The sequence below is a fragment of the Pseudoalteromonas sp. SWYJZ19 genome, from assembly GCF_015864375.1.
Taxonomy (GTDB): domain Bacteria; phylum Pseudomonadota; class Gammaproteobacteria; order Enterobacterales; family Alteromonadaceae; genus Pseudoalteromonas; species Pseudoalteromonas arctica.
Map to the genome: position 1 here is coordinate 15,131 of NZ_JADYXI010000030.1, position 15,647 is coordinate 30,777.

The following is a 15,647-nucleotide window of genomic DNA, read 5'->3' on the forward strand; positions in this document are numbered from 1 at the left end:
CCTATTTACGGCGAATTTATAGCGACTATTCAATGTAGGTTAATCGTTTATTGGTATGGTCGGTTTAAGTTTTTTTACGTTTATTAAAGAGGTTATTCATGGCAAAAGAGAAAATAGTACTCATAACCGGCGCTTCAAGTGGTATTGGCGAAGCAACCGCAAAAACCCTTGTTAATAATGGTCATAAAGTAATACTTACCGCTAGACGCGAAGATAAGTTAACTGAGTTAGTAGAGTCATTAGGCTCAAATAATGCACTGGGCGTAGCTGCGGATGCAACCGACTTTACCGCGCTTGAAAACGTAGTTGCCAAAGGTATTGAGAAGTTTGGCCGATTAGATGTTGCCTTTGCTAATGCAGGCATGGGTGTTTCAACCGCTGGCACCGAAAAAGGTGATCCCGATGAGTGGTCAACTATGATCGACATAAACATTAAAGCCCTACTGTGGACTGCAAAATTAACACTGCCGCATTTACGCCAAAACAAAGGTCACTTTATATTAACCAGCTCTGCCGCTGGCCGTAAGCCAATTGGCGGCTCTATTTACGGTGCAACTAAATGGTTTGCTTATGGCTTTGGACAAAACTTAGCTGAGGAAATGAGCGAATGGAACGGCCGCTGCACAACCATAGCACCAGGGATGGTAAACACCCCGTTTTTTGATGACGCTAAACCCGACAAACTCGACCCACAAGATGTAGCCGACGCCGTACTGTTTGCTATTGAAGCAAACCAGCGCAACAGCGTACGCGAGATTTATTTAATGCCGACTAATTAACGTTGATTGGTTGAGTTCGGGCTGTCAGGTTTAATGCTAATGGTGTTAAACCTGATGGTTCTTAGTACTTAGTTTGGGTTAGGTGTTAGTAGGTAAGAATGAATTAAAGGTATTACGCATTTAAAGTCTTATTAATTGCCAATGCTGCCCTTAAACCATATGTAAGCAAAATATAAGACAACGGCAATATATCCAAAAGAAATAATTAGGTTTACTTTCCAAAGGTTTAGCCAAAAATTGCCTCTGAAATAAGTGCGTTCTCTTACTTCATGGTTGAACAATGCTACTGAAGAGGGCACTAATATTAACGCAGACCAACCAAGTATAGGTAACACCATAAACATAATGCCTATGCCTGTACCTCCTGCTGAAGCGTCGGATGCTTCACCATCAATTGGGGCTAGCATCACGTAGCCTAAAATAAACCCGGCAATCGCAAGTATAAAACCTAAAAGCTGAAGTGTTCGCATAATTATCCTTGGCAACTAACGAGACTGTAAAATAACGCCAACAGCCAAATTCAATTAAAAACAAGATCCTGTAATTAACTCTAAGCGTTTTTAAAGCATTACAAAATTTAGGTTGGGTGTCACTGTAATTCACATAGTAAACACTCCGTTTTTTGATGAAGCTAAACCCGATAAACTCGACCCACAAGATGTAGCAGACGCCGTATTATTTGCCATAGAAGCAAACCAGCGCAACAGCGTACGCGAAATCTATTTAATGCCGACTAATTAACGTTGGCTCGTTAAGTTAGGGCCATCAGGTTTAATGCCTATAGCGTTAAACCTGATGGTTGTTAATATCGAATACATTTTTAATGCACACTGAAAAAATGAAATAAGAGCATTGGTCGTCTAAAGTTTTTGTACACGTACTGAGAACTTAAAAAATTACTTTAATTCACCATAAATGTAGTTATTTCCATGATCCCAAAGTTCTATTTTTTTCCCTTTTAAATCACCGTATATGTAGTTGTTCTCGTGATCCCATAATTCAAACTTAGTGCCTTTTAATTCACCATAAATATAATTATTTCTATGATCCCACAATTCGATTTTATTATTAGGCTTCAATTCACCAAATATGTAGTTACTACTGTGATCCCATAATTCAATTTTAGAATTCATACTATCTCCATGTACATATAACGCCCGAGGCACGCGTGGCTTTGTAATGAAGACGAAGCCTCAACGGAAAAGCCATCGCTGTGACTGAGCTTGTTAAATTCCTAGCACTCGGACTTGCAATATTGTGGAGTAAAGCCACAAAATCAGTTGAGCGCTGCGTTTCTCTGTATTAAAGCTAACTTCACTACCGTGAAGAATTTTATTTCTCGTTTTAGGAATAGTTTCTTCCGAGTCGCCTGCAACAAGCTCGTATGTCTTAATTTTTGAATAGTATGATTGCAGTTGATCTTGTCGAGTTATTGCGTGTTCAAGCTTAGGCACTAAACCCGTTAAATTAGATTTATTGTTAACAGAACCGTCTTCTTTGACTGGGTTTGTTTTCCTTTGATTTATAATGATGTAATTAGCTTTCTCAAATGATTCCGTGAGAACACCTTCAATCTGTCCATAGAGCAAGCAAATACTACCAGCATAGTGACCACTGTTATGTAATTCCAAAGCTTCTTTTATTAAAGGCAATCGATTTTCATCTAGTGTCAAATTGGAATAAAAATTAATAAGTGAGGATTGAAAAGCTTCGCCAGATATTACATCAAGAAGAGAAATTGCACTGGGGTCTTGTTGAAGATCTATAGTTTCAAAAATATGTGCTAATTCAACAACGTCATTCGCAATTTCAAAGTCAGGATCATTTAACCCATAAGTGATGTTATTTATGTAAGGCTCAAGTTGAGGATAAACCTCAGCGAATTGAATCCATAACTCAATACTTTCTCTATGCTCTTCGATAAACTTAGATAACGCTTTGTTCACAGCCACCGCAATTTGCTGCCATTGCTTAATGTGTGGCTCCAGAGCTTTACGAGTAGCAATCAATCCTGGGCCAAAGTCCTCTTTCCACCAAGTCAAAAAATCCTTATGTTCTGGTTGATTACTCACTATACCCTCCTCTGGAATTTGACAATTTAGCCTACAACATTTGTCGTTTTACAAACCGATAAGTGTACCTGTATTACAATGATTTTATCCTAGCTATAAAATAAACAACTGTAAACAGATAGTTAGCTTAGCCTTATCTTTTCTAAATACAGCAAAACCACCAAATTGGTGGAGATCAGTAATATCAGACAAATCGTTGTTTAGTTATACAGCTTGATTATTAGTTAAAAGGTTATATTTTAAATATCTGTGTTTAAACCAATAACGCGTACACCCCATAATTATTAAACTTGTAACTCGTTATTACTTATAAAATTAGTTAAAAATCACAATCTACTCCTATTGAATCCTGTGTATTTTTACTTCATATTAAATACTCTTATTTCTCACTTATTATGCTGTTATGTCATTTTTAAAATTTAGCCATGCACTTATCCTCACACTTGCTAGTACCTTACCGCTTACAAGCCATGCGGCGCTTGATAAAAACGAGCGTGAAATAATAAAACAGGTCGATAAAAACATTCCCCAAGCACTTAAAGAAATAGAGCAAGCTGTAAATATTAATAGCGGTTCGCTTAATATTGAAGGTGTAAAAAAAGTAGGTGCGCTGACAAGCGAGCAACTTAAAGCCATAGGTTTTAAAGTAGAATGGCTTGATGGCAGTGCGTTTAACCGTGCAGGGCATGTATTAGCAACCCATGAGAGTAATGATCCCGATGCAATAAAAATACTGATGATCGGCCATCTAGATACGGTATTTGCCAAAAACGATGACTTTACCACTTATAAAAAGCTTGATGCCAATACAGCCAGTGGCCCAGGCGTTGCCGACATGAAAGGCGGTAACACGATAATAATTACCGCACTTAAAAGCTTACAAGCCCTTAATTTACTCGAAAATGTAAGCATAAAAGTATTATTGACTGGCGATGAAGAAAGCAGCGGTCGCCCGCTTAGCTTATCTAAACAAGCTATTGTTGATGCAGCAATTTGGGCTGACGTAGCGCTTGGCTATGAAAATGGCGATAACAATATAAAAACTGCTATGGCGGCGCGCCGTGGTTATACAGGCTGGACGCTAAATGTAACGGCAAATGCAGCGCATTCGTCACAAATATTTAGCGAAAGCGTTGGTTATGGCGCTATTTACGAAGCATCACGCATTTTAAATGATTTTAGAGAGCAACTTGCCACGCAACCTAATTTAACATTTAACCCAGGGCTTATTGTAGGTGGTACAAATGCCGACTACGACAGTGCTAATTCGTCAGCAACGGCGTTTGGTAAAAGTAATGTAATAGCACAAACCGTGCATGTAGCAGGTGATTTACGCGCACTATCGCCAAAGCAATTCGAAAACGCAAAAAGATCAATGCAACTCATTGCTAGCAACAGTTTAAATGGCAGTAAAGCAGAGCTTATTTTTGAAGACGGTTACCCGCCAATGGCATTAACTGATGGCAATAAAAAGCTATTAGAATTATACAGCGACGCAAGCCACGATTTAGGCTTCAACAAAGTAGCAGCCGCCAACCCTCGCAACGCAGGTGCAGCTGATATTTCGTTTGCGGCAAATCATGTTGATATGGCACTTGATGGTTTAGGTTTGATGGGCAGCGGCGCGCATACTAAAAACGAAACAGCCGATTTAACCAGCCTTGATAAAAACATTAAAAAAACTGCATTACTCATTTATAGATTAGGAAAACTGTAATAGTAAATGTATTTTAAAGATGAGCGTAGGCCAAATAATAACCGTCCTACGCTTGTACTTACTTTTAAGACATTATTTTATACAGTAATTCTCGCACTGTGGCCGGTTCAAATGGTTTATCACAAATAGCATCAACTCCCGCTTGAGCAATATTAGCTAGGTGGGTGTCGTTTGCCTCTGAGCTCACCATTAAAATAGGAATATGTGAGTAGCTATTTGAGCTTCTAACGGCTTCTGTTAGTTCCCGTCCGTCCATTTCTGGCATGTTGTAGTCGGTTACTATTAAGTCAAACGATTGGTTGTTTAAGTGCTCAATAGCTTCTTTACCGTTTTCAGCTTCTATTGGTGCAGGTATTCCCATACCCGCAAGTACGCGTATTATGTGTTTACGCGCAAAGCGGCTGTCGTCTACCACTAAAACTCGCAGCAACGTTACGTCAAAATGATCAAGTTCTACTTCTTCTTCGCTTATAATATCGAGGGTTGCTTTGAGTGCGCGGGTAATGGCTTTTGCGCTAAAAGGCTTAGGCAAAATAGCCAGCACACCCGATTGGCGTAATTGCTCAAGGTATTTTTTATTACGCTCGCTCGATATAAGCATAAAAGGTTGATGCTCGGTGATAGGGTTTGATCTTATTTCTTGCAATAGTGAATCTGCTGTCCCGTCAGATAAATACATAGAGCTTATAACTAGATCAGGGTGATAACTTGCTAATAAGCTAAGCGCTTGTGTTTGTGTAGATGCAGTTTCAACTTGTTTTACACCACTTTCTAAAAGCGATTTTATTATTATTTTTTGCTGAACCTCTGAAGGCTCTACAAGTAAAATGGACAAGTTTGCTATTGCAGTTAAGTCGCTCATTCAGATCTCTTTAGTATTGTTATAATCAGGATAATAATAACATTTTTGCCTCGTTAATATTATATAAAGAGATTGTAATATTTAAGAAAACATTATCACCCCCTTTAAAATATAGCACTTATTAATTAGATTGAATGTAATCTAATGCATTCATTTTTTTATATGTGACGTTAGCGTGCAAAATATGTGCAGGTTCAGGGTCAACCACTTCAACAGGAATGTCGTAATTTCGGGCTATTTCAATTGCCATTTGCGTAATATTAACGCTAAACGAGGTGCCCATAAATACAATTTTATCGGCGTTGAGCATACGCTGTTGTGCTTGTGTTATTCTGTAAAGCTCGGTGTAGTATTCGTCAAATAATAAAACAAAGGGCTTAAATGAATGGTTTAGCTCAGGCGTTTGGTGTTGAATATTAAATAGCTCAAAAAGAGACTCTTGCAGGCGGCTTTCGTCTACGCTTTCCCACGGGGTGGCAAGTGGCGTGACTGGCTCACCTTGCTCATGAAATAAGGTCATTTGATCAAGCCTGCCGTGTATAGCTATGTAATTTTTATTACCCGCTTTGCCATCAAGCCCATCTATGTTTTGAGTAATTAGGTTTTTATCACTTAGCCAATGGTGTACGTCGTTTGGGCCATGGTTGCGATACGTTGCAAAGCGATGGTAATACCATGCTAAAAATTCTTTAGGGGCATTTTGGTACATTGCGCGCGTTGCCATTTCCATAGGCGTATAATTTTTACTGCCAATGGTCCAATAACCATCCTCCCCTCTAAAGGTGGGAATACCACTGGCAGCGCTGACTCCCGCTCCGGTAATGTAAAGGGTATTCACTTTGGCGCCTCGTAACCGAGTACGTTAGCGCTTACTTGCTGACTGTTATCAATGCCGCCAATTCGATATAAAACCCCACTGTGCTCAAGTAAACCACGATGATCCATGCTCTTTATTTCAACTGGGGATAAAATCTGCCATTCGTTTTTTTCGATCCTAAAGCGCCAAACATGGTCACTTGCAGGTGCAGGTTTGCCGTCGTAGCCTATTGCGCTGTAGTTGTATGGGTTATTAGAGCCTGCCATCATATAAATATTGCCATTATAGCTGGTGGCTGCCATTCGGTAGTGAGCAGTGCCCGTTGGATGTGGCAAGGTACGCCAATCTATTTTTTGTGGGTTAGTTGAATCTATTGTGCCTTTTAAGCACTGTGCTACACCTGCAAACGAGCGACGCGAATCAGGATTAGCTTGTGTTTTAACGCCATCACAAATAACAATGGTGTTAGCACTAATAGCAGCGGCTTGGCCAAATACAGGCTCACCTAAAAATGGCGAGGCTTGTTGCCATGTATTATTTTGCGTGTCGTATACTTGCACTAAGTTTACGTTGCCGTCGTTATGCCAACCGCTAATTAGATAAATGTAACGCGCTTTGTAGCTCAGCGCGACGCTATCGTCTACGGGTACTGGCATGCTAGCAAGGTGAGTGTAGGTATCTTTTATTACGTCGTACCTATATACGTCGGGGCTTGAAACTTCAGTATGATCCTCTGCTACCGTATAACCGCCAAACACATAAGCGTACTCGCCTAAGCCGACTGCGGTGCTTGCTAAGCGCCCTTTTAATGGCAAGCTTGAAGGCACACCAGTTTTAGATTGCCACTGTGAATCGCCAACTTTAAGCGCCCACACTTTGTTATGTACGGACGAGTATTGTTTATCGCCCCCCAGCCCCATAAAACTTAAAAAATAGGTTTGGTTTTGTACTGTAACTTTAGCCACAGCATTATTAGCAACTGGCTCTGGTAAAGCGGGAAGGCTTGCTAACGCAAGAGAAAAAAGAAGGCTCATAAGGCAAATAATTTAATAAGAATTAATACGCTCAGATTAAATTATTTTAACCTTGTGAGCCAGTATTGTTATATCTAAATAATCAAACGCTTTTGATTAGTAACCATATTAGTAGGCAATACCAATATGCTGATTTACGTGCGCTGCATTTTGCGCTTCATCAACCATTGCAGTTGCATAATCAGTGACCGATACCTTGCTTTCGCCTGCATCATTAGTAAAAAATGTATTACTGCCGATACGATAATCGCCTTCATTATCATCTGGACATGATTTGTGGGCAGCCTATTTATCAAGGAACTACCAACAAACTGTTGTAAGAGCATTTATAGATTTTTTAGCGCAGCACTGGCAAACCGATATTAAAAAATATGTCGGCAAGTAAGGCATTGTAGTTAAGGACGCTGTGACTATTGTTTAACCTAAGGTGATAGTTCAGCTTAGTTATTGAGGTAAATAGGTTACGTTATCTAAGCCTCGTTGTTTATTTTTGTACATAGCTTGATCAGCATACTTTATGAGTTCGTGATCTGTTTGGCCGTGCTCGGGGTAGTTTGCAATTCCTATACTGGGTGAAATATTTAGTAGTACGTCATCTAACTTAAAGACGGCTTTAAACTCAGTGAGGACTTTATTTTTTATTCTGACGGTTTCGTGGCTAGAACTTAAGTTATCTAAAATAATTAAAAATTCGTCTCCGCCTAAACGCCCTACTGTGTCGTAATGCCTTACTGACGCTGAAAGCCTTTTTGCTATAGCGCATAAAAGCTTATCGCCAATTTCATGTCCGTGAGTATCGTTTACTGCTTTAAAGCCATTTATGTCTATAAACAGTAAAGAAAAAAACGTGTTGTCTCTGGTTGCACTAATAATTACTTTTTCTAATCGATTCATCAATAAAGAACGATTTGGTAGGCCAGTTAACACATCGTGCCGTGCCATATAATGGAGTTGATCTTCCATTACTTTACGTTCAGTTATATCGTGCGCGACAGCGATTCTTACTTGATGTTGCTCTGACCAACGAACAGACCATAATATATGAACTACTTGACCATCTTTTCTCATCCAACGGTTTTCAAAGCGAGGGTTCACCATTTCGCCAGACAACAGCGAAGTTACGGCATTATGCGTTTTATAATGATCACCTTCGTAAACATAGTTAATCATTTTTTTGCCTACAACTTCGTCGGCCGTATAACCAAAAATTTGCTCAAATGCTGCGCTTACAAAAACAAATGTGCCTTGTTTATCTACCACGCATACCGCATCAAGCATTAAATCGAGTACTTCTTCTACATTAATTAATTCATTTTTTTCCATACTTTGGTGCCTTCAAAGCAAAACCAAGCGAATTTAAGTATTCTATATACCTTTAATAAAAGCAAAGGTAATTGAAACTACAATAATAGTTAATACAAAGTTAGATTAATCGTGCACGTATAATTAATATCGCTCTTGTAAAAGCATGATATGCAAAGTTAAATAATCAATAAGCGCAAAATACTTTGAAGTCCTTCAAAAATAGACTAAATTTTAAATAGTATATAATCATATAACTCTCAGTAACTTCTATTTTTTGACTCTTTAATAAATGTAATTGTATAAAATGTATCTACTTTATTTTTTAAATTTTACTGTTTTATTGGCCGAAGTTAAATTTTTTAACTACTACAAAATTAGTTGTTTTGATTTAATCGCATTTATACTTTTACGCTGTTAATGTATGTTAATATTGTGTGATATCACATGTATTACAAAAACAGTCATTGTTTTTGATTTTTTGATTGCGCAGGAGACTTTTGGGTGAAAATATCACAACGTTTATTTTGGCCATTACTTTTTGTGTGCCCTCTTATAACGGCTGAGCCGTTTGAAGATGAAGATCTCGATCTTGATGCTTTAATGGGTATGGATGTGCAAGCGACTTCTGCGATGAAAAGAGCACAATCAGCATTTGATACCGCCTCATCTATTTATGTATTAAGTAAAGAACAAATTACTAAATCTGGTGCTACATCAGTACCTGAAGCACTAAAAATGGTGCCGGGTTTAATTGTCCGTCAGCTCGATAACAATCAATGGGCTATTTCCTCAAGAGGCATTGCCTCTCGCTTTTCAAGCAAATTATTGGTTATGATTGACGGACAAAGCTTATATACCCCAAAGTTTGCCGCTGTTTATTGGGAAACACTCAACGTTCCTTTGTACGATATTGAACGTATTGAAGTTATACGCGGACAAGGCGGATTACTTTGGGGAAGTAACGCAAATAATGGCGTTATTAATATCATTACTAAAAATAGTATTGATACTCGCGGTGGACACGCAAGTGTAACAACTGGTAATCAAATAAATGTTGATGCTAATCTTCGCTACGGTGGTGATATAAGTAACATAGGCAGCTACCGAGTGTATGGGCACTTAAAAGATGCGAATGAATCCCAAAAAGGCATCTCACTTCCCCCTAATGACACAACCAAACAAAACTCTTTAGGTTTTAGAGCTGACTTTACCCCTAATGATGAGTGGTCAGCACTACTCCAGGGTGATGTAACTCATTCCACACTTGGCCAAAACTACCGAGGTGTTGTCGATGAAACCAACGAAAACATTTCATTTTCAGATGATTTAAAGCGAACAGACTCGCGCATAATGGCGCGCCTTGAAAACAGAATGTCGCCAGATGCGAATCAAATGCTACAAATTTCTTGGCTTAAACAAAATGGTTCTCAAAATTATATTAAAGAAGACTTTGAATCGATAGATATTGATTATCAAATGAACTTTATATATCAATCTCTACAGTTAGATTGGGGGTTGAACTACCGATACAATTCTATATCTTTCGCAGAAAGCGTATTTTTAGATAGCGATAAAAACTTTGATAGCCTCAAACAATATGGTGCACTTGTTCAAGCTCAATACAATGTGACTCCTGACACTCTCGACTTTATTATTGGTACTAAGCTTGATCATAACGATTTAACTGGCTGGGAAAATCAACCATCAGCAAGACTTATATACAAACCAGTAGATAACCATCTTACTTGGGGCGCAATATCGCGAAGTGTACGTACACCAACATTAATTGAGTTTAACGACAACTTTAAAGTTAATGGTACAGAAATTAAAGATCTTACCGGTTTAAGTTCAGGCTTTGACCAAATAGACGACTACCGAATTGCAACCTACCTAAATGGTAATGACAAAGTTACATCAGAAAACTATCTATCTTATGAATTAGGCTACCGTTTTACTGCTAACGATTGGTCATTGGATCTTTCTACTTATTATACCGATGCTAAAAACGTAGCGGTTATTGATATGAATACACATGCTGAACAATTCACTCCTATACTTGATTTATTTCTAGCAGGGAGAATTCCAGAAGTATTTCAAGCACTAACAATGACTCGTATAGATTTAGACTTTGCATCTGTAGCAGACACAACCACTAAAGGGTTCGACTTAGTAGTATCATGGCAACCAATTGATAATCTCAATACTGAGTTTGGTTATAGTTACACCGATTATAACTACGATTTACCTCCTAGAGTAGAGCCCGCTATCGGGTATGACTCTAAAAACAGGCAGTTATTTGCAAAAGCCGATTATTCTTTTTTAACCAACCATAACGTGTTTGCGACATTACGAGCAGTAAACTCAAATGCATATAATACTGATAATTACACAACGTTAGATATTAGTTGGAATTGGCAGGCTACTCCTGTGTGGTCTACTGCAGTTTCGGGTAAAAACCTATTTTCAGGTTCACATATTGAGTACAGTAATACGCGCGAAACCTATACATTACCAAACTATATTGATGAATGTATTACGTTTACAATTTCAGCAAATTTCTAAGCTAATTAGATGATTAAATTAAGAAGTCTAATTCACAGAAGCTTAATAGCCTTGGTACTTTTAAGTACCAGCGTTGACGCTGTTGAAAAAGAATACATGCTAAAAGCAGGCTTCTTGTATAACTTTGCACGTTTTGGACACTGGGATTCTCATTTAGAGCCCCTTGATCAATTTACTATTTGTAGCCCTGATAAATACTTTATTGATGTGGCTAACACCGCTCTAAAAAATCGCACTATAAAAAAATTACCTTTACATAATAAATTAGTCACTATTGATGAAGTCACAACATCTGCGTGTAACATGCTATTTATCACCTCAGATACATTTGCCCAGTGGCAAAACATAACTCCTTTAGATCTAAAAAATATTATGGTCATTGGTGAAACAGACTCATTTATTGAAAATGGCGGCCATATCAGATTCTTTCTTTCCAGTGGTAAAATTCGCTTTGAAATTGCACCACAACAGCTTAAAGATGCAGGCATTACTATGAGTTCAAAAGTACTACGACTTGCACGCGTTGTAGATAGGTAATGCAATGAAAAAACTATTTGCATTAAATACAATGAGCAAAAAATTATTATTCATCTTAATGAGTGTCGCACTTGTATCAACCGCTACAGTGACCATTGTATTTAGTGCTTATGAAATCACCAGCGCTAAAGAAGAACAAATAGAAAGCCTGGGGTCGCTGTCTAAAATGCTTTCACCCAATATAACTGCTGCACTTATGTTTAATGATATAGATGCAGTACAAGAGCTTATAAACCCAATACTTATACGCTCAGATGTTATTAGTATAATGGTAACGAGTATGACTGGTGAACAACTTGTTATTGCTCAAGCCGAAAATGAAGAAATAGAACAAAGCATTGAGGTTAATACCCCCCTTCAGCTCGATATGCATGATTATGGCGTATTAAAAATACGCGCTAACAACAGTTACATTCAAGACAGAATCACTTTTTACTTTAAATTTATAATGATTTTGATGGTCTTTACCTTTGCTATCAGCCTCATTTTATCCCTTTTGCTAAGGCGCCGCTTTTTAAACCCTATTTTATATTTAGCACAAACAGCAAATAAAATAACAACGTCACATGATTATAGTTTACGCGCTAAACAACTATCACAAGATGAAGTCGGACAGTTAACTTCTTGTTTTAACGATATGCTATACAACATTGAGCAAAGAGAAAGTTCATTAGAAAACCAAGTTAGGCTTCGTACTAATGAACTTGAAAATGCAAATATTCAGTTGCAACAATATGCTTACCAAGACGGGTTAACTGATTTGCCGAACAGACGGTATTTTTACGAAAAACTACAAAGCTTAGTAAGTGTTAAAGGAATGAAATTCGCACTTATATTTATAGATTTAGATGGTTTTAAAGAAGTAAACGACAGCCTTGGACATGACTACGGTGATTTATTATTACACCAGGTAGCAACGAGGCTGCAAAGCTGTATAACAACAAAAGATACAGTAGCACGCTTGGGTGGAGACGAATTTACATTAATTTTAGAGGGTGTAAGTAGCCCTGATGAAGCATCAAAAATTGCCGAAGCTGTAAAAAGTAGTTTAATGCAGAGTATTAAAATAAAAAAAGAAACAGTCTATGTTACCGCAAGCATAGGTTTAACGTTTTTCCCTGTTGATGGTTTAACAGTAGAAGAGCTTGTTAGACGTGCTGATCAAGCGATGTATTTATCTAAAAATAAAGGGCGGAATCGCTATGAGTTTTTCTCCTATGCTATAGAAGAAAAAGCCACAGAAAAGCGTCGCCTGATAGAAGAGATACGCACTGCAATTGTAAAAAACCAATTTGAATTATATTACCAACCTATATTTTCAATTGATGGGAAATCAGTACCAAAAGCTGAAGCCCTTATTCGTTGGAACCACCCTGAACGAGGCCTAATAGGGCCCAATGAATTTATACCTGTTGCTGAAAAAAACGGATTAATAAACGACATAGGCCAATGGGTAAAGTCTCAAGCAATTCAAGATACCGTCCAATTCAATGTTTTAAGTGAAAAGACAATTCAAGTCAGTGTAAATACATCACCTCTTGAAATTGACCGCGCTGGTTGCTGGGTGGATGAATGGATTGTTGCAAGTAAAAAGTACCAACTACCCGCCAACACTATTTTAATTGAAGTCACTGAAAATACCTTAATGGATCCAGATTCGTCAATACAGCGACAATTAAAACGCTTAAGCACTATTAATATAGACATAGCGATTGACGACTTTGGTGTTGGTTATTCTTCTTTGGCGTATCTACAGCGCTTAGATATAGATATTTTAAAAATAGATCGCTCATTTATAAGCGATATTGAATCAAACGATAATAGTATTGCTCTCGTTAAAGCAATTATTACTATGGCACATAATTTAGATGTTATGGTTGTTGCTGAAGGCGTAGAAACACAAAAACAATACGATCTATTAAAGCAGCTTGCTTGCGATTATATCCAAGGCTACATTTTTTCAAAGGCAGTTTCTAAAAAAGAGTTTATTAAAAAGTATATAATACCAATCCGCAATAATACTTAATCATTTTGCGGGGCTGAATGTGTCGCTACCTGTGTTAAAAAATTCTCATTTAGAACAACTAAATAGCAAATTTTTTGCCTAGCTATCAACACGTTTTTCCATCCTCAAAATAGATCACTTAATTAAGCGAATTGGTATAAAACAAAAAGAAGTGATCTGATTTATGTCCATCTTGCTAAATTTTAGCAAGCCAACACAGAACACGTCTTTACTCTTGCGTTAAAATTTCATGTATTTAAAGCTCAATCCCAAGCTATAACCAGCGAGGGACTAGTTGTTTATACTCTTTATATTGTGTTGAAAAGCGATGAGCTAAATGAGCTTCTTCAACTAACGTCTGTCTATATATAGCTATAAAACCAATAACCAAACAGGTCAAACTAAATATACTAGGTAAGGCTAAAAAGAAACCCACCTGTGCAGCTACAACACCTAAATACATCGGATTCCTAGAGTATTCATATAGTCCTGATGTTTTAAGCTCATGTGGTCCCTTAGGATCAATTCCTGAACGCCAAAGTGCTGCCATATGAAAATGTACAAACATCGTCAAAATAAAACCTGCACTCAATAAAATATCGCCAAATAATACACCTGGCCAGCCATTGAGAATTGGAAATAGCCCAAGGTAGCTATCTAACTCAGGTACAAACACTCTAATTACACATATAAACCAAATAGCAGCCCTGAAAAACTTAAAAACCATATGGTTCCACCAACTAGTACAAAACTTATCTCCGGGATAAATAACGCCTGATGGTGTGTCTCTATTTTTATAAATAATTCTAAATGTATAAAACCCCGCAACAAAAGTATAAAAAATAGCTAAGTAAATACGTGTAAATTCAACTAGCGAAGTAGAGTCATCTAAAAATGTTTCATAGGGCATCTAGTTACAGCTCACAATCATTATTGGTAGTAATTTTAAAACAACTAACTCAATAAATTTTAGTTATAAGGTCATGAAATTATATTAGTATTCATTGCCTTCATAAACAAGTTAAGTCAGTAGTTTGTTAACGAGTAATCATTAACTCATACCATTAATTTAAAATAACTTTGATTTATGAGGATCTCATACTTTTTATATAATACCAATCTGCTTATATATTTGAATTGATATTATTCACTCATATTTTTACATTCTATATATGCAAAAAAACGACTATTTAGGTTAGGACTTTCTTTAATTCGAAGCTTTGTACAGTGCAATAGTACCCTCAGCGTTAGGAAGTCACAGTGAAAAACTACACTCGCATCGGCGATGCCACTTTAACTCGTTAAATTAAGTAGATTATTCACTGAGAGACGCTTCGCTCTAGAGGAATACCTGAATCACTTTTCTAAAAATGTAAAAAGCCCAGCTCGTTAGGTTCGGGAGCTCTACAACTTAATGCTTGTGTGATGTCATGATACCTTCAGCGGTGGAGAGTCATAGTGAAAATGCTGCGCACTCATCGTAGAGCGTAGGTTTTTATAATTTTAACAGCAGGAGTCGCTTTGCTCGCCCGCCCTGCGTGTTGATGTGAGTGTGTGTTAATTGCGCGTATTTCACTTTTCTGCAGACGTAAAAAAAGCCCGACTCTTTCGATTAGGACTCTCTATAATTTGAAATCGGTGCGCTACGCAGTAGAATGTCGTAGTGCCCACAGCAGTAGAAAGTCACGTAGCAAATGCTGCTGTATTGGCCGACTGGGGTATTGAGGATTTTTGTTGTGATTCTAGCGTCGGGAGTCGCTATGCTCGCCCGCCCTACGTGATGCGTGTTGATGTAGTGTGTATTAATTGCGCGCATCTCACTTTTCTGCAGACGTAAAAAAAGCCCGAATCGTTAGATTCGGGCTTTCTACAATTTGAAGCCTGGTAATGTCCTACTTTCACATAGCAAATGCTACACTATCATCGGCGCTGTTTCGTTTCACTACTGAGTTCGGCA

At 37.8% G+C, this 15,647-nt stretch carries 13 protein-coding genes and 1 pseudogene; 6 read left to right on the plus strand and 8 right to left on the minus strand.

Annotated elements, in window-relative coordinates:
• Positions 1 to 98: 98 nt before the first annotated feature.
• Complete coding sequence (locus tag I6F45_RS19755; RefSeq protein WP_165741038.1) at positions 99 to 779, plus strand: SDR family oxidoreductase; 681 nt, start codon at positions 99 to 101, stop codon at positions 777 to 779.
• A 131-nt stretch (positions 780 to 910) separates the two neighbouring features.
• Here I6F45_RS19755 and I6F45_RS19760 read toward each other — a convergent pair whose 3' ends face one another.
• Entirely contained in the window at positions 911 to 1,249 is a 339-nt protein-coding gene (locus I6F45_RS19760; RefSeq protein WP_166377497.1) for a carbon starvation protein CstA, read from the minus strand.
• A gap of 133 nt (positions 1,250 to 1,382) precedes the next feature.
• On the opposite strand from I6F45_RS19760, the pseudogene I6F45_RS19765 reads away from it, so the two are divergent.
• Positions 1,383 to 1,520: pseudogene (locus tag I6F45_RS19765) on the plus strand (short-chain dehydrogenase); the annotation flags it as partial.
• 155 nt (positions 1,521 to 1,675) lie between these two features.
• On the opposite strand, the gene I6F45_RS19770 reads toward I6F45_RS19765, so the two are convergent.
• On the minus strand, positions 1,676 to 1,912 hold the full coding sequence (locus tag I6F45_RS19770; RefSeq protein WP_197120062.1) for a hypothetical protein: 237 nt from the start codon (positions 1,910 to 1,912) through the stop codon (positions 1,676 to 1,678).
• Between the two features lie 93 nt (positions 1,913 to 2,005).
• Positions 2,006 to 2,851 (minus strand): hypothetical protein, encoded by an 846-nt coding sequence (locus I6F45_RS19775; RefSeq protein WP_197120061.1) that lies wholly within the window; start codon positions 2,849 to 2,851, stop codon positions 2,006 to 2,008.
• A gap of 403 nt (positions 2,852 to 3,254) precedes the next feature.
• Between I6F45_RS19775 and I6F45_RS19780 the strand changes: the two genes are divergently transcribed.
• Positions 3,255 to 4,568, plus strand: coding sequence for a M20/M25/M40 family metallo-hydrolase (locus I6F45_RS19780; protein ID WP_197161791.1), 1,314 nt, complete (start codon positions 3,255 to 3,257; stop codon positions 4,566 to 4,568).
• 64 nt (positions 4,569 to 4,632) lie between these two features.
• Here the strand turns inward: I6F45_RS19780 and I6F45_RS19785 are convergent, their stop codons facing one another.
• The 4 genes from I6F45_RS19785 to I6F45_RS19800 all read right to left on the minus strand — a co-directional run bounded on the left by I6F45_RS19785 (position 4,633) and on the right by I6F45_RS19800 (position 8,604).
• A complete protein-coding gene (locus I6F45_RS19785) occupies positions 4,633 to 5,430 on the minus strand; it encodes a response regulator (protein WP_197161793.1) in 798 nt (265 codons plus the stop codon).
• A 121-nt stretch (positions 5,431 to 5,551) separates the two neighbouring features.
• The gene (locus I6F45_RS19790; RefSeq protein WP_007586245.1) at positions 5,552 to 6,268 is read right to left on the minus strand and encodes an SIR2 family NAD-dependent protein deacylase; all 717 of its coding nucleotides are present in this window, start codon (positions 6,266 to 6,268) and stop codon (positions 5,552 to 5,554) included.
• Positions 6,265 to 7,281, minus strand: a complete 1,017-nt coding sequence (locus I6F45_RS19795) for a Kelch repeat-containing protein (protein ID WP_197161795.1) — start codon at positions 7,279 to 7,281, stop codon at positions 6,265 to 6,267. Before I6F45_RS19795 ends, I6F45_RS19790 begins: the two co-directional genes overlap by 4 nt.
• 444 nt (positions 7,282 to 7,725) lie before the next feature.
• Positions 7,726 to 8,604 (minus strand): sensor domain-containing diguanylate cyclase, encoded by an 879-nt coding sequence (locus I6F45_RS19800; protein ID WP_165729425.1) that lies wholly within the window; start codon positions 8,602 to 8,604, stop codon positions 7,726 to 7,728.
• A 483-nt stretch (positions 8,605 to 9,087) separates the two neighbouring features.
• Here I6F45_RS19800 and I6F45_RS19805 point away from each other — a divergent pair, with 483 nt between their 5' ends.
• The 3 genes from I6F45_RS19805 to I6F45_RS19815 are packed head-to-tail and all read left to right on the plus strand — an operon-like array spanning position 9,088 to position 13,711.
• Positions 9,088 to 11,148, plus strand: a complete 2,061-nt coding sequence (locus tag I6F45_RS19805) for a TonB-dependent receptor plug domain-containing protein (RefSeq protein ID WP_197161797.1) — start codon at positions 9,088 to 9,090, stop codon at positions 11,146 to 11,148.
• A 9-nt stretch (positions 11,149 to 11,157) separates the two neighbouring features.
• Positions 11,158 to 11,685, plus strand: coding sequence for a YfiR family protein (locus I6F45_RS19810; protein ID WP_007586256.1), 528 nt, complete (start codon positions 11,158 to 11,160; stop codon positions 11,683 to 11,685).
• A 4-nt stretch (positions 11,686 to 11,689) separates the two neighbouring features.
• A complete protein-coding gene (locus tag I6F45_RS19815) occupies positions 11,690 to 13,711 on the plus strand; it encodes a putative bifunctional diguanylate cyclase/phosphodiesterase (protein ID WP_197161800.1) in 2,022 nt (673 codons plus the stop codon).
• A 253-nt stretch (positions 13,712 to 13,964) separates the two neighbouring features.
• On the opposite strand, the gene I6F45_RS19820 is transcribed toward I6F45_RS19815, so the two are convergent.
• On the minus strand, positions 13,965 to 14,600 hold the full coding sequence (locus I6F45_RS19820; protein ID WP_010553522.1) for a methyltransferase family protein: 636 nt from the start codon (positions 14,598 to 14,600) through the stop codon (positions 13,965 to 13,967).
• Positions 14,601 to 15,647: the final 1,047 nt, after the last annotated feature.

Excerpts from the sequence above, each read along its gene's own strand:
- I6F45_RS19800 (WP_165729425.1), bottom strand. The coding sequence starts at position 8,604 with ATGGAAAAAAATGAATTAATTAATGTAGAAGAAGTACTCGATTTAATG.
- I6F45_RS19755 (WP_165741038.1), top strand. The coding sequence starts at position 99 with ATGGCAAAAGAGAAAATAGTACTCATAACCGGCGCTTCAAGTGGTATT.
- I6F45_RS19760 (WP_166377497.1), bottom strand. The coding sequence starts at position 1,249 with ATGCGAACACTTCAGCTTTTAGGTTTTATACTTGCGATTGCCGGGTTT.
- I6F45_RS19810 (WP_007586256.1), top strand. The coding sequence starts at position 11,158 with ATGATTAAATTAAGAAGTCTAATTCACAGAAGCTTAATAGCCTTGGTA.
- I6F45_RS19820 (WP_010553522.1), bottom strand. The coding sequence starts at position 14,600 with ATGCCCTATGAAACATTTTTAGATGACTCTACTTCGCTAGTTGAATTT.
- I6F45_RS19785 (WP_197161793.1), bottom strand. The coding sequence starts at position 5,430 with ATGAGCGACTTAACTGCAATAGCAAACTTGTCCATTTTACTTGTAGAG.
- I6F45_RS19815 (WP_197161800.1), top strand. The coding sequence starts at position 11,690 with ATGAAAAAACTATTTGCATTAAATACAATGAGCAAAAAATTATTATTC.
- I6F45_RS19770 (WP_197120062.1), bottom strand. The coding sequence starts at position 1,912 with ATGAATTCTAAAATTGAATTATGGGATCACAGTAGTAACTACATATTT.
- I6F45_RS19795 (WP_197161795.1), bottom strand. The coding sequence starts at position 7,281 with ATGAGCCTTCTTTTTTCTCTTGCGTTAGCAAGCCTTCCCGCTTTACCA.
- I6F45_RS19780 (WP_197161791.1), top strand. The coding sequence starts at position 3,255 with ATGTCATTTTTAAAATTTAGCCATGCACTTATCCTCACACTTGCTAGT.